This window comes from Prevotella sp. kh1p2 (assembly GCF_900111525.1).
Lineage (GTDB): Bacteria > Bacteroidota > Bacteroidia > Bacteroidales > Bacteroidaceae > Prevotella.
Genome location: NZ_FOHY01000007.1, coordinates 1 through 19,346, shown reverse-complemented (window position 1 = coordinate 19,346; position 19,346 = coordinate 1). Strand labels below are relative to the sequence as shown.

13 protein-coding genes and 1 pseudogene are annotated in these 19,346 nt (G+C 44.7%); 8 read left to right on the top strand and 6 right to left on the bottom strand.

Annotated features, from left to right (window positions below; all coding sequences use genetic code 11):
• Nucleotides 1-25 precede the first annotated feature (25 nt).
• Nucleotides 26-1,264, top strand: coding sequence for an ABC transporter permease (locus BMW31_RS05395; protein ID WP_091822165.1), 1,239 nt, complete (start codon nucleotides 26-28; stop codon nucleotides 1,262-1,264).
• Nucleotides 1,265-1,336: 72 nt separating this feature from the next.
• On the opposite strand, the gene BMW31_RS05390 is transcribed toward BMW31_RS05395, so the two are convergent.
• On the bottom strand, nucleotides 1,337-1,663 hold the full coding sequence (locus tag BMW31_RS05390; RefSeq protein ID WP_094149003.1) for a hypothetical protein: 327 nt from the start codon (nucleotides 1,661-1,663) through the stop codon (nucleotides 1,337-1,339).
• 409 nt (nucleotides 1,664-2,072) lie between these two features.
• Here BMW31_RS05390 and BMW31_RS05385 point away from each other — a divergent pair, with 409 nt between their 5' ends.
• The 6 genes and pseudogenes from BMW31_RS05385 to BMW31_RS13680 all read left to right on the top strand — a co-directional run.
• Complete coding sequence (locus BMW31_RS05385) at nucleotides 2,073-2,642, top strand: RNA polymerase sigma-70 factor (RefSeq protein ID WP_091822160.1); 570 nt, start codon at nucleotides 2,073-2,075, stop codon at nucleotides 2,640-2,642.
• Between the two features lie 183 nt (nucleotides 2,643-2,825).
• Complete coding sequence (locus BMW31_RS05380; protein WP_091822157.1) at nucleotides 2,826-3,839, top strand: FecR family protein; 1,014 nt, start codon at nucleotides 2,826-2,828, stop codon at nucleotides 3,837-3,839.
• A 105-nt stretch (nucleotides 3,840-3,944) separates the two neighbouring features.
• Nucleotides 3,945-7,256 (top strand): SusC/RagA family TonB-linked outer membrane protein, encoded by a 3,312-nt coding sequence (locus BMW31_RS05375; protein ID WP_091822154.1) that lies wholly within the window; start codon nucleotides 3,945-3,947, stop codon nucleotides 7,254-7,256.
• 13 nt (nucleotides 7,257-7,269) lie between these two features.
• Complete coding sequence (locus tag BMW31_RS05370; RefSeq protein ID WP_091822151.1) at nucleotides 7,270-8,937, top strand: RagB/SusD family nutrient uptake outer membrane protein; 1,668 nt, start codon at nucleotides 7,270-7,272, stop codon at nucleotides 8,935-8,937.
• 55 nt (nucleotides 8,938-8,992) lie between these two features.
• Nucleotides 8,993-10,666 carry a hypothetical protein gene (locus BMW31_RS05365; protein WP_091822148.1) on the top strand — a complete coding sequence of 558 codons (1,674 nt, stop codon included), beginning with the start codon at nucleotides 8,993-8,995 and terminating at the stop codon, nucleotides 10,664-10,666.
• A 103-nt stretch (nucleotides 10,667-10,769) separates the two neighbouring features.
• Nucleotides 10,770-10,871, top strand: a pseudogene (locus BMW31_RS13680) (ABC transporter permease); the annotation flags it as partial.
• A gap of 72 nt (nucleotides 10,872-10,943) precedes the next feature.
• On the opposite strand, the gene BMW31_RS05360 reads toward BMW31_RS13680, so the two are convergent.
• The 5 genes from BMW31_RS05360 to BMW31_RS05340 all read right to left on the bottom strand — a co-directional run bounded on the left by BMW31_RS05360 (nucleotide 10,944) and on the right by BMW31_RS05340 (nucleotide 18,706).
• Nucleotides 10,944-11,348 (bottom strand): hypothetical protein, encoded by a 405-nt coding sequence (locus BMW31_RS05360; protein WP_091822145.1) that lies wholly within the window; start codon nucleotides 11,346-11,348, stop codon nucleotides 10,944-10,946.
• 290 nt (nucleotides 11,349-11,638) lie between these two features.
• Nucleotides 11,639-13,549, bottom strand: a complete 1,911-nt coding sequence (locus BMW31_RS05355) for a RagB/SusD family nutrient uptake outer membrane protein (protein ID WP_255404831.1) — start codon at nucleotides 13,547-13,549, stop codon at nucleotides 11,639-11,641.
• A gap of 23 nt (nucleotides 13,550-13,572) precedes the next feature.
• Nucleotides 13,573-16,980 carry a TonB-dependent receptor gene (locus BMW31_RS05350; protein ID WP_143049154.1) on the bottom strand — a complete coding sequence of 1,136 codons (3,408 nt, stop codon included), beginning with the start codon at nucleotides 16,978-16,980 and terminating at the stop codon, nucleotides 13,573-13,575.
• Between the two features lie 16 nt (nucleotides 16,981-16,996).
• Nucleotides 16,997-18,058, bottom strand: a complete 1,062-nt coding sequence (locus tag BMW31_RS05345; protein WP_091822143.1) for a FecR family protein — start codon at nucleotides 18,056-18,058, stop codon at nucleotides 16,997-16,999.
• A 57-nt stretch (nucleotides 18,059-18,115) separates the two neighbouring features.
• Nucleotides 18,116-18,706 (bottom strand): RNA polymerase sigma factor, encoded by a 591-nt coding sequence (locus BMW31_RS05340; RefSeq protein WP_091822140.1) that lies wholly within the window; start codon nucleotides 18,704-18,706, stop codon nucleotides 18,116-18,118.
• Nucleotides 18,707-19,025: 319 nt separating this feature from the next.
• Here BMW31_RS05340 and BMW31_RS05335 point away from each other — a divergent pair.
• The coding region (locus BMW31_RS05335; RefSeq protein WP_091822481.1) for a transposase at nucleotides 19,026-19,346 on the top strand (321 nt) is incomplete at its 3' end.

Sequence of the window (19,346 nt, the reverse complement as noted above, 5' to 3'; positions counted from 1 at the left end):
CGTTTTAGCAACAAGCACTGAAACAATGAACTATTCCAATTTATTTAAAATAGCGCTGCGGGCCATCTTCTCCAACAAGATGCGCTCCTTTCTCACTGCCTTGGGCATCATTATAGGCGTGGCATCGGTCATCACGATGCTGGCCATTGGCCAGGGCTCCAAGCGCAGCATACAGGCCAACATCTCGGAGATGGGCTCCAACATGATTATGATAAGTCCCGGAGCCGACATGAGGGGCGGAGTGAGGCAGGACCCCTCGGCCATGCAGACCCTCCGGATAGCCGACTACGAGGCCATCAGCACCGAGTGCAGCTACGTGAAGGCCGTATCGCCGACTGTAAACAGCAGCGGACAGTGGATTTACGGCAACAACAATACCCAGTCGACCATCTACGGCGTGAACCGCGACTACCTCGAAATACGCCAGCTGAGCGTTGATGACGGCGAGATGTTTACCGATGCCGACATCAAGGCCAGTGCCAAGGTGTGTGTGCTCGGGCAAACAGTAGTGGGCTACCTCTTCCCCGATGGCGCCGACCCTGTAGGCAAGGTGGTGCGCTTCGGCTCCATTCCGTTCCGCGTGGTGGGCGTACTCAAGAAGAAAGGATACAACTCCATGGGCATGGACCAGGACAACCTGGTGCTTGCCCCCTACACAACGGTCATGAAGCGCATCCTCGCCCAGACCTATCTGAGCGGCATCAACTGCTCTGCCATTACCGAAGGAGTAACGGAGAAGGCCACGGCCGAGATTACCACCCTGCTGCGTCGCAACCACAAACTTAAGGAAGCAACGGACCAGACGGAGGCCGATGCCGACGACTTCAACATCCGTTCGCAGGAGGAACTCTCGTCGATGATGAACTCAACCACCAACATGCTCACCATTCTGCTGGGCTGCGTAGCCGGCATCTCGCTCGTTGTGGGCGGCATCGGCATCATGAACATCATGTACGTTTCCGTTACCGAGCGTACCCGCGAGATAGGTCTGCGCATGAGTGTAGGTGCCCGCGGCATCGACATTCTCAACCAGTTCCTCATCGAGGCCATCCTGCTAAGCGTCACGGGCGGCGTTATCGGCGTGCTGTTGGGCGTGGGGGCAAGCTATGCGGTCAAGGCTTTTGCCCACTGGCCCATCTACATCGAGCTGTGGAGTATCATCATGAGTTTTGCCGTGTGCACGTTTACGGGCGTGTTCTTCGGTTGGTATCCGGCCAAGAAAGCCGCACAGTTGGACCCGATAGAGGCCATCCGGTACGAGTAAAACATCACCGTCACCAAACTCAGAACGGGCATCCGCAATCACGCGGATGCCCGTTTTTTCGTTGCTGCGGCCTCATTCGCTCCTGTTGTCTTCATCCTCCTTTTCGGCTGGTGCTTTCAGAATGAAGGCCGTGAGGATAGCGGGCGGCACGCTGAGGCAAAGCCATATCGAAACAAAGTAGGGCAAGATGAACAGCACATCTACAAAACTGAACTTGAGAAAGCACACCATGAGTACGAACGAAACAACCAACGACAGCATCAGCAGGTTCACGATGCGCTGCAATTTGGTGGCCTTTGGCGTATAAACCACGCTTGCCCAGGCCGACAGGAAGGCCGCGGCCATCAACGTAAGGATGAAAAGATTTCCGAAAGCATTTATGTATTTGAGAGCACCCATGACGTACCATCAATAGGAATACATCTGCCTGAGTCCCATCTCATTAGTGGAGAAACAAAGAAACAACATACGCTACTTAGTCCATTTCTACAATATCACAGACTGTATCAGAGTTTGAAGTGCCTGCTGTCTTGTCGAGCTTATGAGCCAGTAGCATAACTTGGGTGTACGCTTGTCGGAGTCACAAACCCCTTTCCGCAAGACGTGCCCTAGTGTTTTTCATGGCTTTTGCTTGCGCGATAAGAATATATTACCTATCTTTGCAATGGCGAGTGAATGAATAAGAAATTTGATAATTAAACAAAGGTTAAGCCGTTAAAAAATGTGGAGCACAATATATTTTTCCTGAATTTCTTATAACCTTTCAAACATTTTTAGTACTTTTGCTTCACTTCTTTATTTGCATAAAGTGAAGAGCCTATACGAAACGGGCGATGAAACGCTACTGCAAGAATTGAGCAATAATAGTATGCAGGCGTTTGAAAAACTTTTCCTAAAATACCATGGAAAGGTGCTGCGCTTCGTAACTATGTTTATAGGAGACGAAGACGAAGCCAAAGACGTAGCGCAGGATATTTTTACACACCTATGGCAGAAGAGACAAAGTATGGGGAATATCCAAAACCTGGATAACTATTTCTATATCACAGCGCGAAACGCAGCTTTGCGCAGCATCAGACACCATATTATTATAGAGAGGCTTAACAATCAGCATACAGAAATAGCCGATGTACCTGAGCTTGATACTCCGGAATTTACAAGCCGATTGGAAGCCTGTATTCGAGAAGCTATTGACCAAATGCCGGGGCAGCGCAGGCGCATCTTCGAGATGAGTAGATATGAAAATATGAGCCACCAAGAAATTGCTGACAAACTGAATATCAGCAAACGAACCGTGGACAAGCATATTTCTTTGGCTCTTGCAGATATCAGAAAGATAACCATTACTTTGGCTTTGGCATTTATTAACGCTTTGTGATTACGCATTTCACAAATTCCTGTACTCTTACAATTGTAAGATACGTTCTTTCTTTGGCTCTTGCAGATATCAGAAAGATAACCATTACTTTGGCTTTGGCATTTATTAACGCTTTGTGATTACGCATTTCACAAATTCCTGTACTCTTACAATTGTAAGATACGTTCTTCATAATCTAACAAAATGACAAAAGAGAAGCTAATTCACATTCTCAATAGCTATACATGCGGATTGCTTCCTGAAGATTTCAGACTCAAGGTCATGATGTGGCTCACCGACGAAGCACATCAAGAAGAGACCGACGAGGCACTAAGATATTTTTGGGACCGTACTCCGACAGATATTGATATAGACACTGTAGAGCAGCTAAACCTATGTAAACAAAACATAAGTTTAGGCATAGATAATGGGCAGAACAGCTCGAAGCGTCGGCCGGCATGGCTGCAATATGCTGCCATGCTGTTGTTGCCGTTGCTCTCGGCCTTTGCCGTGTGGGCCTACATGAGCTATTGGCAGACTAACGATTTGGCCTTGATAGAAATCCGTGTACCTAAAGGTGAAACCCGAACAATAACCCTGTCCGACAGTACCCACGTGCAACTCAATGCCGGAAGTACACTTATCTATCCCAGCACATTTGCCCATCAGTCGCTCCGCCAGGTGCACGTAAGCGGAGAAGCCTACTTCGATGTGCAACGAGATGCCGAACATCCATTCATCGTCAAAGCCGGAGGAGTAGACGTGCGCGTGCTGGGTACGCACTTCAACGTGAAGGCTTACCCCGAAGATAAGTTTATCGTCACGACACTGGTTGAGGGGACGGTGAATGTAAGTGAGACCGACAACAAGAGCAATCAGGTGCGCATAGCCCCTCATTATCAAGCCGTATTCAACCGTAACAGCAAGCTTATCAGCGTATTGCATGCCAAAACGGCCGACGAGACAGCATGGCGCAAGGGCTATTTAGTATTCAGTGACCAGTCGCTCGGCGAGATTATACGTGCGATGGAACGACGCTACGGAATAGACATCAACATTGACCAAGACATTAATACAGCATATACTTACACGATGAAATTTACAAACCAAGAATCGCTCACAGAGGTTCTTGATGTGTTATGCAGGGCATTGGGCGAAACTTCGTACCAGCGCCGGGGCGACACTATCCGTATCTATAGGAAAGGAGGTGGCACATGATGATGTGCGCCCAAGCATATCACCCACGAAAACACATCCTCTCCTAACACTTTATATAATCATGTAATCACATTTATTTAATAACACTATCAAAACCTAAAATCCATGTTCCATCACAAGACAAGAAAGCTTGGTTTGCTGGCATTGTTTCTGGCTACGACGCTCATGGCGTTTGGACAAAACGAGACCATCAGGTTGCAAAATAACAGACTGACCTGTAAACAGACTATCCAATTGATTGAAGAGCAGACTGATTATTCGGTGGTCTACTCCAATAGCAAATTAAACCTGAATACTCCAGTAAGAGTAAAAGGACACGAAATGCGTATGAGCGATTTGTTGACCGCAGCTTTGAAAGGACAGAAGATGCGTTATGAAATACGCAACAAACACATTATCATCAGCGACGCTACTGCCGACGCTGCGACAAGCGGACAAACACACAGCACTAACAGCACACAGCAAACTAAAAAGGTATCGGGCCGGGTGGTAGACTCTAAGGGAGAACCGCTCATCGGCGCAGCTATCAAAGTGAAAGGAAGCTCGGCAGCTACCGTTACCGACCTCGATGGCAACTTCACTCTAAACAATGTAGCTGCCAATGCCACGTTGGAAGTGACCTACATCGGCTATACAGCACAGGCTGTGGAGGCAAAAGGTGGCGCACCCCTCAACATCGTCATGAATGAAGACGCACAATCGCTCGACGAATTGGTGGTTGTGGGTTACGGTACGCAGAAGAAATCAAGTCTCACAGCATCTATCTCAACAGTTAAATCTTCTGATTTAGCTAAGCAGGTAACAACAAATGTAGCATCTGCACTGCAAGGGCGTGCACCTGGTGTTGAAATTCTTCAGAACGGTGGTGAAGCTGGAGGTGATGTAAGCATCCTGATACGTGGAGCTGGTTCGTTTGGCTCGACAGAACCACTATATGTTATTGACGGTGCTTTCAGCAACAACGGATTGAACTCTTTGAATTCAAAGGATATTGAATCTATAGAGATTCTTAAAGATGGTTCTGCTGCTGCAATCTACGGTTCACGTGCAGCCAACGGTGTGGTACTAATTACGACAAAATCAGGACGAGCTGGTAAAACAAAGGTAGAACTAAGTTCTGACTTCTCTTACCAGACTCCCATGCACATGCTGGATTTCATGAATTCCAGCCAATGGAGACAATTTGCCACCACCGTGGCAAACAACAGCCCCGCATACGAAGTGGCTAAGGAAAATGCAAGTCCTACAAATCCCAATGCCGATACAGACTGGCAAGACCTGTATTATCGTAATGCGTCCATGTATTCTTTTGGGGCTTCTGTATCTGGTGGAGGAGAATATTCTACATTCAGCACCAGCTTAGGGTATCAAGATCAAACAGGAATCATCATCCAATCAGACTACAAGAAATATAATGGACGTGTCAATGGTACATACCAGAAAGGTCGTTTCACAGTAGCTGAGAATCTTGCCGTTGCATTTACAAAGAAACAAACTCCTCCGACTGCACGCCCCATCGAAATACCTACAGTCCCCGTAACAGACAGCTATGGACGGTATATCTCTACACCGGCAGAACTTGGTTATGCAACTACAAACATTGATATTGACAATAGTTTAGCACAAATATATAACCGAAATCAGTGGACGAAAAAAACTGATATAACAGGAAGTGTAAGTGTAAAGTATGATATTTTTAAAGGACTCGCTTATAAGATAGGGTTTGCCGGAAGCTATCTTAATGCACATGGTTATACCCACACTCCGGCATACGCATCATACTGGGATGCTAATGGTGTTGCCGATTCAAGGTTCAGTCAACCATATACTTCATTGGCAGAATCGCGTAATGAGCAGTTCAATTACACCATTGATAACTTGTTGACCTATAACAAAGAAATGAGCGGACACACCTTTGATGCCCTGCTAGGTACAAGCTGGATGCAAGAATGGAATAGGACAATGTCGATTAATTCGGGTACTAACGACCTTGGGGCTGCAAGTGTTACCACTTATAATGGAGTAGGTGTAGTAGGGTCTGACGAATATGACGCAGCACTGCTCTCTTTCTTCGCACGACTGAACTATGACTATATGGATCGTTACATGCTGTCGTTAAGTGTACGTAGTGATAAGAGTTCTAAATTCGCGAAAAACCATCGTACAGGCTGGTTTCCCTCAGTATCTGCTGGATGGAATGTCAGTGAAGAGAAGTTCTTTAACATCCCATGGATTTCAAAAATGAAATTACGTGCAAGTTATGGTGTTCTGGGAGCGAATTTTATAACCCCCTATTCTTTCGTGTCTACAGCCTACGGTCCTGTTCCCACTATACTCAACAACAAGCGTCAATTTGGATATGTAACAAGATTCGCACAATCAGACTTAAAGTGGGAGAAGGCTATCTCTTCGAATATGGGTATTGAGATGGGATTCTTGAACAACACCTTGACATTCACAGGAGAGTACTATTACAAGCGCAATAATGACTTACTTGCCCCATTAGAGGCGTTACCGTCATCCGGACAAATGATTGTAATAAACAATCCTGATGTGCCTTACTATAATTCAGCTTCGGTTGAAAATAAAGGATGGGAATTTACCTTAGGCTACAGAAACCACTGGAAAGACTGGTCGTTTGACATACTAGGGAATATTACATTCATGAAAAACAAGGTTATCAAACTTGGCGAAGGAGTACAACCTATCCGAGGCTCTTTGATGAGTTCCAAATTCAACGATCGTCCGACTATAACGAAAGAAGGATTACCCATCGGTTCGTTTTGGGGATACAAGGTTACAGGCATCAATGAGAATGGCGATTTCCTATATGAATCCGCAGATGAAACATCTAAAACAGCCAAAGATGTTGCTGAAAATGATAAGCAGGTTATTGGTAATCCTACTCCAGACTTTACCTATGGCTTGAATATCAATTTAGGATATAAGAACTGGGACTTAACAATGTTTTTCCAAGGTTCACATGGCAATGATATTTTCGCAGCAGCGAAGTATAATTTCTACTTCAACTATGATAATAACTGCTTAGTTGATGCGCTAAAGTCCTGGAGCACAACAAATAGCAGCAGCAATCTACCGATAGCCAAAACAGATAATTACTATGGTGGTAATTCACTGCCTAGTAGCTTCTACGTAGAAAATGGCTCTTATCTCCGTTGCAAGAATATTCAATTAGGATATAACTTCAATGAGAAACTTCTTCAAAAAACTAACTTTATTTCTGCATGCCGAATATATGTAGGGGTACTAAATCTCTTTACCATAACATCATATCCTCTTTACGATCCAGAAGTAAGTAGTAATACTCTTTTTGACAGAGGTATCGACGGCTTGTACAGAAATGCACCGCGCATCAATGCCAGATCATGGAATTTCGGTATTAACATAACCCTTTAATAACGACATCATTATGAAACATATAATATATATTATAACAGTAGTTGTAAGTTTAGCACTCATAAGCTGCGAATCCACATTTGATAATTTAGCTATAAATCCCAACCAACAAGATGTTACCTCATACTATACATCTCCAGAAAGTGTGAATAAAGGAGTCCTAGGAATATATTCGTATATCACCACTCCTAGATGTATGGGAGCTTCAGGTACAAGGATTTTAGCAAATCGTAGTGACGAAAGTAGTGACAGATCTGACTACGGATTGCCAGGCCAGTATAATGCCAGTCTGACATCTTCATACTATACCATCGTACAGCCATATAGCCTTTTCTATACGGCAGCATCGCAGGCATGCCAGATAATAGAGACTGTAGACAAGGTGGATTTTACTAATCAGGAACTTAAAAAAGCCTATCTGGGTGAGGCGTATTTCCTAAGGGCCTTTGCTCATTGGTTTCTATTTCTAGAATACCGTAATATTCCACTAATGGACCGATTCCCATCTTCAACAAAAGATTACAGACCACAGGCTAAACCTGAGGAAACTTGGGATTTTATTATCAGTGACCTGAAAAAGGCAAAAGAATTATTACCTAAAAAGGGTTACTGGACTGGCGACAATATTGGCAGAGTAACTAGTGGTTCTGCTACATCGCTGTTGGGTAAGGCATACCTATATAGGAGTGGTATTGAGAAATACTATGGCCATTCAGAGAAGACATATTATAATGAAGCCGCTGAATGCTTCGATGAAATAATAAGTGGTAAGCATGGGACATATAAATTAATGGATGATTATAATGATAACTTCAAAGTTGCCACAGAAAACAACGATGAATCCATCTTCGAACTTCAATTTATGGGGGATGCTGTAAATACCGGATTCAATCCAGGAACAACAAGCTCTGGTGTATGGAGAGACCCTAGAGGATGGAATCCACCATCAAACAAAACAACAGCAGATCATGTAATACATGATTGGGTTTATAATACGTTCGTTGCATCCAAAGATGCAAATGGCAAGACAGATTCTCGAATGTTCGGCACTTTAATCTTTGATGATACAAACAGTGCCATCAATGCTAAATCCGGAGATACAGTCCGCATTTTTGACGGTAAGAAGTTCAGGGATTTCTATGGAAACAACGGCTTCGCATCTGTCAATACCCAAGCCGGGAAATATAAAAGTGCATGTCGCAAGGGTATCGACTGGACTCTACCTACTGTAAATCCCGGTAACAACATGTATCTGTGGAATCTCCGGGCAAATGGTCTGAATTATGTATATATCCGTTATGCAGACGTACTTCTTATGTATGCCGAGGCCGTACTCTCTGGAGGAAAACAAGGGTCTATAAGCGCATTAGAAGCTGTTAATCGAGTACGCGCAAGGAAAAGTGTAAATCTTCCTGCTCTTACGAGCCTGAATATGGATGATATTGAAAATGAACGTATACTAGAGTTGACGGGTGAAGGTCATCGGTTCTTTGATTTGCTTCGTTGGGGAAAGGTCGTATCACGTTTCCACTATTTAGAGGCTAATGATCCTAACTTTAAACAGTATACAACATCAAAGTATCTAGGTTTCCAAGAAAATAAAGATGAATGGTTACCTATACCAGTCGATGAAGTAGAAGGAAATCCATACATCACCTCAAATAATCCTGGTTGGAATTAAATATAAAGTAAGAGAGTTTTTTTTATAAAATTTCCTCTCTATTAAATTTTGAAAAATGAAATTAGTATTCATAAGTTTCTTATTATTATCAACGCTTGAAAGTGCGTATGCGCAAACTTTAAGCAATGGAATAGAATTGCCTAAACAATGGCCTCCTAGAATAGAAATCCCGACAAAAAGAGTAGAAATGCCTGTTCCATATCTGCAAACAAAACCACGAGTTATACCTATTAATGTCGGCCGGCAATTATTTGTCGATGATTTTCTCATTAGTTCCACTAACTTAAAAAGAATATTCCATACTCCTCACTTTTATGAGGGAAATCCTGTTTTAGAGCCAGATAAGGAATGGGAAAAAACAAGAAATGGAGTACCATACGCAGCTCCTTTCAGCGATGGTATCTGGTATGACGAGCTTGATAATAAATACAAAATGTGGTATTTGGCCGGAGCAAATAACGAGTACGATAATGGACGCCAAACTTTCCATACATGTTATGCTGAATCAAACGACGGAAAAAAATGGATAAAACCTAATCTAGGGCTATACGGCAATACAAATATTGTGGATACTTGCAATCGAGACGCTGCAACAATATGGTTAGATAGAAATGAAAAAGACTTCAATAAACGCTGGAAGTTCTTTAACATCGAAAGAAGGGCTACCGATGGACGATGGCAAATGGTCTTAAAGTACTCATCTGATGGTATTCATTGGAGTAAAGGCGTGGCCCAAAGTGGAGACCTTTTTGATAGGACAACAGCCTTCTATAATCCATTTACAAACAAATGGGGATTGAGTATGCGTTATAGCACCGACATATCATCACGCTCACGAGCTTACGTAGAACATCCTGACCCTGAGATGCTGGTCAGTATCGCACATAGAACCCGAAAAGATGTACAAGACAAAAATATAGTTTTTTGGTTTACTCCAGACGATAAGGAATTACATCATGAAAAGTATACAGAGACCAAACCTGGTATATATAATTTTGATTGTATCCCCTATGAAAGTATTATGTTAGGATTCTACTCTGCATGGCAAGGACCTGAGAATAATATATGTGCTAGAGATAGTATACAAAAGAGAAATGTTATATCTTTAGGATATAGTCGAGACGGATTCCATTTTTCACGTCCTACCCATGCTCCTTTTATGAACGTAAATGAAAAAAAAGGAGCTTGGAACTGGGGAAATATGCAAAGCATCAATGGCGTTCCTTTAATCGTTGGAGACTCGCTCTATTTTTATTCAAGTGGTAGAAGACTAAATAAGATATTTTGGGATGGATATAGTTCTACAGGACTTGCCACTCTGCGTAGAGATGGATTTGTTTCTATGCAATCAGGAAATCAAGAAGGATTTCTTGAGACAGAAACTATTACATTCAACGGAGAATATCTTTTTGTAAACGCTGATATGAGAGAAGGAGTACTTAAAATTGAAATTCTCGACGAAGAAGGCAATATAATTCCTGGATTCTCTCATAAAGATTGCATTGCAATGAAAGGGCGTAATAGTACAAAATGGCTCATTACTTGGAAAAACAAGAAGAATCTTGCATCAATTAATAAGAAGAATGTCCATTTTAAGTTTTATCTTAAACAAGGAGAATTATACTCATTTTGGGTTTCTCCCTGGATAACGGGCGAAAGCTGTGGCTATACAGCTGGAGGTGGACCAAATCTGAACCCGGAAGGAATAGATAAAAGGTTGTGTAAATGAGCTATGTCAAGGCTTCTTTCCTTTGGGCTTTAACCTCGGTTAACGGGACGCGATTTTTAATCGAATTTCGACGGCGTGGTCGCCCGCGGCATCGACATTCATCATGAGCTTTGCTGTGTGCACGTTTACGGGCGTGTTCTTCGGCTGGTATCCGGCCAAGAAAGCCGCACAGTTGGACCCGATAGAGGCCATCCGGTACGAGTAAAACATCACCGCCACCAAACTCTGAACGGGCATCCGCCACCACGCGGATGCCCGTTTTTTCGTTGCTGCGGCCTTATTCGCTCCCGTTGTCTTCATCCTCCTTTTCGGGTGGTGCTTTCAGAATGAAGGCCGTGAGGATAGCGGGCGGCACGCTGAGGCATAGCCATATCGGAACGAAGTAGGGCAAGATGAACAGCACATCTACAAAACTGAACTTGAGAAAGCACACCATGAGTACGAACGAAACAACCACCGATAGCATCAGTAGGTTCACGATGCGCTGCATTTTGGTGGCCTTTGGCGTATAAACCACGCTTGCCCAGGCCGACAGGAAAGCTGCAGCCATCAGCGTAAGGATTAAAAGAATTCCGTATGAATTAACGTATTTGATATAGCCCAGAACGGTATTAAGCAGGATGGCCCAACCTCCGGCAATGGCTGCCACACAGCCCGCGTACTTGATGTTCTGCAGTTTCATCTTTCAGTTCGTTTGGTTCGTTTTCTTGTTCCGGCTGTACTGTCAGCCTCAAATATATCTCTGCGACAAAGATACACAAAACTGACGATTGCCAGTCGCTTTGCGGCAAGAAAGTTTTTTCTCACACCCTGCAGCGCCACTTGGCGGAGGCTGTAAAAACAATAATTAATAGGGTTGAATTCCATGCATGGAGTTCAACCCTAATTTATTTTAAGCTAAAAGAGTTATAGCTGACAGTAATAATACAAAATATGTAATTACTATCTACTCAATAAAAATGCGAATATTCATCAATAGCCAGGGTTTTGTACTAAATTATAGTCAATCTGCATCTGGTCTATAGGTATAGCAAGCCAATAACTCTTAGGAGCCATTATCTTGGATCGGTCTATGTAGGAGCCATCATTCATTTCCGTTAATTTGTAATAATCCTCCGCGGTCTTTCCGGCAATGTTCCAGGATTTCTCTTTTCGGCATAGCACCTTTTCCATAATCTTCCACCTGCGTATATCGTGGAATCTTCTTCCCTCCATAGCCAGTTCGTTAGAGCGCTCGTCATGAATGACATTCCGCAATTTAGCTTCATCAGTAGGAATGCCACCAACATAACTCCATGAATCCTGAAAACTTGGGAGTCCGCAGCGACTCCGGATTTTGTTTAAATAAGACAGGCTTTTAGCACTCAGCTCCTTGTTATATTCGAAGTCGGCCTCGACATAATCAAGATACAACTCTGCCAACCGCAGATAAGGGAACACCCAGCTATTATAGGTTATTTTATCCTGTGTTGCGTTATAGGAGTCTTTGCTTGAAATCCATTTCTGACAATAAAGTCCGTTATCGCACTGGTATTCGTGGCTTTCTACACCGTCATCCTGTTGCGTTTCTCCTCTCCGACATTTCAACATTATGGTACCATTCTGTATTTCGAACTTACCGCGGTCAAAACCAATAGAAGCATAGAAACGTGGTTCTCTGTGCAGATAGAAGCATGAAGTCTTCTCGGCAGGATAATCGGGAGAAGAAACAAGCATCTCCGGCTTTAGGTTTTTTGTATCGGGATCATCGGTCCAAGGGAGCCCCTTGTCCGTAAAATACCGTGTGGCGCAGCTCCATGTAGGGAACATATATCCCCTGAATCCCTTGGAACTGTATGAGCTGAAACCAATACGAGGAGCCATGTTTTTGATACAATAAGAAATGGTGCCTTGATCGGCAAGGCCAAAAAGAATTTCATCCCAGTTGTTGAAAGCTCCAGAATTACCACCGACAAAAGCCTCATGATAGTTTTTCCTACCCCGCTCGGCATTTGCAGCGTCGCCTCCATAGAGCTTGTATCCATTAGCTTCACTCAACTTAATAGCTTCCTCTGATGCATCCATGGCTTTTTTCCACTTCTCCCTGTCATAATTAAGATTCATAAGCGATTTCCCATCTGGATTTTTAAAATCCGTATAGAACTCAGCATTACCATTGACCAGTGGCGAAGCGGCATATAGCAGGAGACGAGCTTTATAGCCTAAGGCTGCAGCTGAAGTTGCTCTGTTTTTCTCTCCGCTCGCCCGTACTGCAGGTAAAAGTTTGGCAGACTCATCATATTTGTCAGCTATAAAATCTACACATTCATCATAAGGTGAACGCATGAGATTAGAAGGCATGTCGGATGCTTTTTCTTCTTTTACCATAAATATGGGACCATAGTATTCCAACATAATCTGATGATAGTAAGCTATTAGGAAGAGAGCTTCTCCTTTCCAGGTTTTCTTGTTCTCCTCTGTAATATCAGGCACCTTGTCCAAATTATTAATTACATTATAGCAGTAACGGACGGCATTCCATATATCTTTCTTAACAGCACCCGTAGGATAGGAACTTGCCGTATTACTCCACAGCCCATAATAAGTTGTACTTGACGACTCATCTCCGTTCATCAGGCTTTTATAATGGAACCATCTCGTTGTTGCACGGTGTCCCATAACCATCTCATCTGAGCCCGTTACATCAGGAAAATTTTGAGGATGGAAGTAATTGGGTATTTCACTATAACAACCTATTACCATTTTCTCTGCCTGAGCTTGTGTCTTGTAAATGTCTTCCGTAGTGGCACTGCCTTCTGGCACAACATCCAGAAAGTTGCAAGAAACAAGTATCAGTCCCATTGCCGTTGTTTCCAATATTTGAATATATATACTTTTCATCATGATTGAATATTGTTTGCCATAAATTAATAATGAAATTGCACTCCTATCTTGAATGTACGTTGCAACGGATATCTCAATCCGTTGCCACTACCCATTTCGGGATCCCATGTCTTGAAAGGAGAAATGGTAAAAATGTTGGTAGCTGCGAGGTATATACGCATCCAAGAGAGTGGCGTATAGCCGAATTCTGCATTTTTAAGGCGCATGTAGCTCCCGTTACGTAAGTAAAAAGAGCTGGTTTGTACATCATTGTTTACGAAAGTGGAAGACAATCGTGGGTAGGCAGCACGAGCATTGTTGTTAGTCTCTGACCAATGATTGTCGACAATGTATTGCGAAATGCCATAGCCGTCACCCGATTTATCAACAAACGGGTGGATGTCTGTCATCATTAAACTAACCTTTCCTGCTCCTTGGAACATGAACGAACAATCAAACTTCTTATACTTGACCGTGCCACCAAAACCATAGATAATTTCCGGAATTTCCGGATTTCCTATAGTTGTTACATCATTCAAGTCAATCTTATTGTCACCGTTAAGGTCTTTATACTTGATATCTCCTAGGGTATAGGTTCCCAGTTCTTGCCTTGGTGATTTATCTATTTCTTCCTGAGATGTAAAAAGACCATCAGCCACAAGTCCACGAATGCTGTTGATGGGATGTCCTATCCGCGAATAATATGTCTCAACATTCTTAGGTTCGTCTACTTCCGTCATCTCATTATGCGCATAAGTAAAGCTACCATTAAATTTCATGGTGAAATCTTTAGAATATACTTTCGTATAAACAGCACTCATGTCAACACCCTTGTTCTTTACAGCTCCTATATTGGCAAAGGGACGATTCCCGCCATAGCCTGCAGTTGACAAGATTGACTGGCGTTGCATGAATATCCCAGTACGATGTTCAGTGAAATAATCGAAAGAGATATCTATGCTACCCAATACATTTACATCTGCTCCGATATTAAACTTCTTTGATTTTTCCCATGTGGCATTCTCATTACCGTAAGTCGTTACCCAAGGAACTCTTATATTTGAATAGTTATCGCCTATCCACCATCCGCCTTCTGAAGACATGTCTATAGTTGTTATGTACGGAAAGCGTGTAGCCAGGGCATCATTACCAACCAGTCCATAAGAACCACGTATCTTGAAATTGTGAATTACATTCTTTAAAGTCCTAAAGAAAGACTCATTGGATATTGTCCATCCCAATGCCAAAGCAGGAAAGAAGCCAAATCTATTTCCTCTCTTGAAATTTTCAGAACCATTGTAACCAAATGTCGCTTCCATTAAATAACGATGAGCATAGTCATAAGTCAGGCGGCCGGCAAGTCCCTGTTCACGATATGGAAGCAAATCATACTCATTACCACTATCCTTTACTTTTTTAATTTCTTTCATGTGGTAAACCAAAGCAGCTCCGATATTATGCTTGCCAAAGGTATGGGCATAGTCCAGTTTGGCTTGTAGAGACCATACGGTCTGCGTAGGGTCACGACCTGAGTTTGACTGTAAGTAGGGCTGTCCGGGTGCTCCGATGGACTCTGTGTCGTATATGTAATCTCCATTCTCGCCATTTTGGTATTCATCAGCGACCTTATAATAGAATGGTACCATCCAATGGTCAAGCCAGTTATAACTATAGTTATAGAACGAGGCTAAAGCATTCGCTTTCAGTCCCGGTGTAATGAACTTCAAATCCTGGTCAATGTTCAAGGCTGTTGTGGAATACACATAATTACGCTCTGTATAACCCGAACTTAAAAGAGCATAAGGGTTTGTCTGTAATCCGCCCACACCCTGTCGCGTATTCATTCCATAGCGTGTAAAAGTGTCACCATCTTGTGTTGGAAGTGTAACCGGAAAACCAACGGGATTCACACGCATGGTATAGTAAAAGAGATTTGTAATATTCTCTTTCGGCGCATGGTAATAGAATAGTTGCGTATTCATATTCAGTTCTATCTTCGTAGTTGGCGTGATATGAGCTGACACGTTGCTTTGGAACAGGTACTTTTTGCTTCGCATAGTCACATCTAATGCAGTGTTCTCTGTAGGTTGACGGACTATGCCATTCTCATAAAAGATACCCGCATTCAGGAAATAGGTTATGAGTTTACTACCTCCTCTAATACTAAGATTCAAGTTTTGACTAATCGCCACATCCTTGAACAGCTTGCTATACCAATCGTTGTTCGGAAACAGATAGGGATTTGCTTTCTTTCGAGTGTTTTCTATTTTGTCATTGCTATAATAGGGCACGTAATCTTGGCCTGTAAATTTGGCCTCATTGTAGATAGCTTCATTATACATTTGCATAAAGGTTAACCCGTTTGCCATATCCTGTATCTTTGTTGGCGAAGAGAAAGTGTTATCCAAACGGACATCTATCTTCATTTTCTCAGATAACGTGCCATGTTTGGTATTAACGATAATGACACCGTTTGCACCTCTCGAACCGTATAGTGATGTAGCTGTGGCATCTTTCAGGACAGAAAAAGACTCTATTGATTCAGGCGGAATGTTATTCAGCATCTCAGTGCTGATTTCTACACCATCGAGAATTATCAGCGGACTTTTGTTACTACCAAAAGTAGATACGCCTCGGATATAGAATTCGGCATTATCATATCCAGGCTCTCCAGTGGTCTGCCTTGCAATGATACCGGGAACATTACCTGCAAAAAAAGTTGAGAGATTGCTGGAGGTTATCTTCAAATCCTCCGGCTTTACAGCCTGTACAGCTCCTACTAGAGACTCCTTTTTCTGTTTTCCAAATCCTACGACAACTACTTCGTCCAAGACTTTGTTGTCTGGTATCATGGAGATAGCTATCAAAGTTCTCCCTTTCAAGCGAATTTCTTTTTCTTGATATCCAACATACGTAATAGTCAAGATTGCATCACCAGGCACATTCAAGGAGAATGTACCCTGAGCATCCGTCACGGTACCATTGATAGTTCCCTTTTCCTTGATAGTTGCTCCTACGGCAGGGTCCCCGTTCTCGTCGGTCACCACGCCCGTAACCTTCAGCGTGGGGTGCTGCTGGGTGGCCTGGGCGTGCTCCGTGCGGGTGATGGTTATCTGTCGCTGGTCTATGCGGTACCTCAGTGCCGTGCCGCCCAGCACGCGGTTCATCAGTTCCCTGATGCTTGCGTTCTTTACGTTCAGGCTTACCTTCTCCTGCAGTGCACTCTTCAGGCTCGAGGAGTAGAGGAACACGTAGTCGCTGTTTTTCTCGATGTTCTTCAGCACGTCAATGATGGCGGTGTTGGTGAATTTCAGGGTAAAGGTTTCGGGCTTGTCGTTGGGCCGGGCCTGGATGGCACTGGCCATGAGCAACAGCACAAGAAGCACCTTGGCGAACTTAAAACTCTCTCTGCATCTCATGGATTGCGCTAAGAATCTGATTTTTTCATTCATGGCTTTGTTTTGTTTTTCACATATAAATGATTATCTTTCCTTGTTTCTTTGTGTATTTAAGGTTGAAGATGGTGGCCAGTGAGGCCACGGTGCTTTCCTCGTTGTCAAAGAGCATGAGCTTGCCCGAGCATTTCAGTCGCTCTATCTTGCTGCTGCAGCTGATGTTGGTGCCGTAGTGGCGCGAGAGATGGTGCAGAACTTCCGAGAGCGTCATGTCCTGCAGCAGCATGTAGCCGTCCTTCCAGCATGTGTAGTCCTGGGCCGATACGTGGCTGATGCTCCACTCGCCGACCTGCATGGTCAGCAACTCGTCAGGTTTCATGTTCACCGTGCGGCGCAGGTCCTTCGATGTTATGCGCACGCCGCCCTCCGCCAGCACAACCGTCTTTACCTTGTCGGCCGTGTAGGCGTTCACGTTGAACTGCGTTCCCGTAACCTGCACGTTGAAGGAGGCGGTGCTCACGGTGAACGGTTTCGCGGCGTTCTTGGCCACCTTGAAGAAGGCCTCGCCGGCGAGGCTCACGTCGCGGCGTACGTCCGGGAATGAGGAAGGGAAGGTGAACGATGACTCGGAGTTGATGTTTACCGTCGTGCCGTCGGCCAGTACGAGGTTCGACTTGCGTCCGCGCGGCGCGTACACCCTGTTCATGGCCAGCCTGGGGTCCATCTCTATGGTCTTGCTCTGCTGTGCCGAACGGGCTATGATGGTGTTGCCGCTGATGCTGAAGTCAGTATTCCGGGCGAAGAGGTAGCGCTGTGTGCCCACAATGAGCTGCACATCGGGCGATCCGGGCAGCAGTCCGGCCATGCTCGTAAGGGGCAACGGCGTGTTTAAACGCGTAAGGTAAAGCCCTGCACCGCCCACAAGTACGACTATGACTACGGCTGCAGCCGAAATCCAGCGCCGCAGCAGCGTGCGCCTGTGCCGCCGTTCGGCGTACTGACGCTTGATACGCGCCAGCAGTTCTTCGGCCTCGCGGCTGTCCATGTTCTTGCTTTTACGGATGGATTGCCGCAGTTTCCCGTCACGGAGCAATCCGAATACGGACGTATGTTGGTCTTTGTTTTCTCTTGGCATCGGCGTAGTAGAAATAATGGTATACTACTATAAAGACACCGGAAAACAGAAACATCATCATCCGCGCATGAAAAAATGAAAGAAAAAGTAGAAAAACATCAGCGCCTCACTGTCGCAGTTCCTCATCTGGCGGAGTGCACGTGAGACGATGTTGCGGGCCGAGGGTATCGACATCTCCAGCAACTGGGCCACGTCCTCGTAAGGCAAACCGTAGATGTAGCGCAGGAACACGGCCTCGCGTTGCCGCGGGGTAAGTGCCGTGAGCATGCGGTTCAGCCGCTTCGACACCCTCGCGCGCTCCTCGTTGTCGATGATGCAGTCAAGCGCACTTTCCTCTACGCTGAAGTCGGCGCCCTTGTCCGTAATGTCAACAAGGTGCTTCGAGTCGCGCAGGTGGTTCTGCCAGTGGTTCTTCATGGCAAACATCAGGTAGGCCTTCATGTTCTTTACCTCGCTGATGCGGCCTGGGTTGAGCAGCAGTCTCACAAAGATGTCCTGGATAAAGTCCTCCGCCGTGTCGGCAGGTATGCCGAGCCTGATGCCGTAGCTGTACATATCCTGTACGTGAGCACGGTAGATATTGTCGAAACAAGCAGCATCGTCAATATCCGTCTGGGGCTTCAGGTTGTCAGAATCGTTTGTTGCCATTGTGGGTTATCACTCTCCATGCAGTGTTAAACGGGCGTTGCCGACCTGCCTGCAGCAGCGGCCAAAAGCCTCGCAGCTGCTGTTTCCAAAGCCCGATACTCATCCCGTTGGCAGCCAAGGCAGCCGCCGCAGTTGCATGTTTACTGAAAGCAAAGTTACGGATTTTTTTCGGACGGCACGTAATTTCCTATATGTTTTTTCTTCTCATTTCCGTTACAGAAGCCTCCGCCTCCGCTCCGGCCTTGCCGTTAGCCCCGCCTGACCTTGACCTGTACTGAATAAGTTGACAGTTTACATCAACCCAAAGAAGTAAAAAGTCATGAAACAGTACAATGAAATCGAAAAATTAGAGTTATTACGTCGGTACCTCACGAGTGGCCTGTCGATACGCGCCTTTTCCGCGAGTGCCGGCATTCCCGTGGCGACATTCTTCGGATACCTCCGCGCGTACGGCCACCCCGACAACTCATCAATTCCCTTGCTTATGAAACACGAAGAACTGCCAACCACGCTCGACGAGCTTCGCGCCCAGCTGCTCGAGGAGCGCAAGGCGCATGAAGCAGAACTGAAGCGCCTGAAGAAGGAACTGGCCCAGGAGAAACTCCGCTGCCTGGCCAATTCCACGATGATAGACCTGGCC

Excerpts from the sequence above, each read along its gene's own strand:
- BMW31_RS05395 (WP_091822165.1), top strand. The coding sequence starts at position 26 with ATGAACTATTCCAATTTATTTAAAATAGCGCTGCGGGCCATCTTCTCC.
- BMW31_RS05380 (WP_091822157.1), top strand. The coding sequence starts at position 2,826 with ATGACAAAAGAGAAGCTAATTCACATTCTCAATAGCTATACATGCGGA.
- BMW31_RS05370 (WP_091822151.1), top strand. The coding sequence starts at position 7,270 with ATGAAACATATAATATATATTATAACAGTAGTTGTAAGTTTAGCACTC.
- BMW31_RS05350 (WP_143049154.1), bottom strand. The coding sequence starts at position 16,980 with ATGAATGAAAAAATCAGATTCTTAGCGCAATCCATGAGATGCAGAGAG.
- BMW31_RS05340 (WP_091822140.1), bottom strand. The coding sequence starts at position 18,706 with ATGGCAACAAACGATTCTGACAACCTGAAGCCCCAGACGGATATTGAC.
- BMW31_RS05375 (WP_091822154.1), top strand. The coding sequence starts at position 3,945 with ATGTTCCATCACAAGACAAGAAAGCTTGGTTTGCTGGCATTGTTTCTG.
- BMW31_RS05360 (WP_091822145.1), bottom strand. The coding sequence starts at position 11,348 with ATGAAACTGCAGAACATCAAGTACGCGGGCTGTGTGGCAGCCATTGCC.
- BMW31_RS05345 (WP_091822143.1), bottom strand. The coding sequence starts at position 18,058 with ATGCCAAGAGAAAACAAAGACCAACATACGTCCGTATTCGGATTGCTC.
- BMW31_RS05390 (WP_094149003.1), bottom strand. The coding sequence starts at position 1,663 with ATGGGTGCTCTCAAATACATAAATGCTTTCGGAAATCTTTTCATCCTT.
- BMW31_RS05355 (WP_255404831.1), bottom strand. The coding sequence starts at position 13,549 with ATGATGAAAAGTATATATATTCAAATATTGGAAACAACGGCAATGGGA.
- BMW31_RS05365 (WP_091822148.1), top strand. The coding sequence starts at position 8,993 with ATGAAATTAGTATTCATAAGTTTCTTATTATTATCAACGCTTGAAAGT.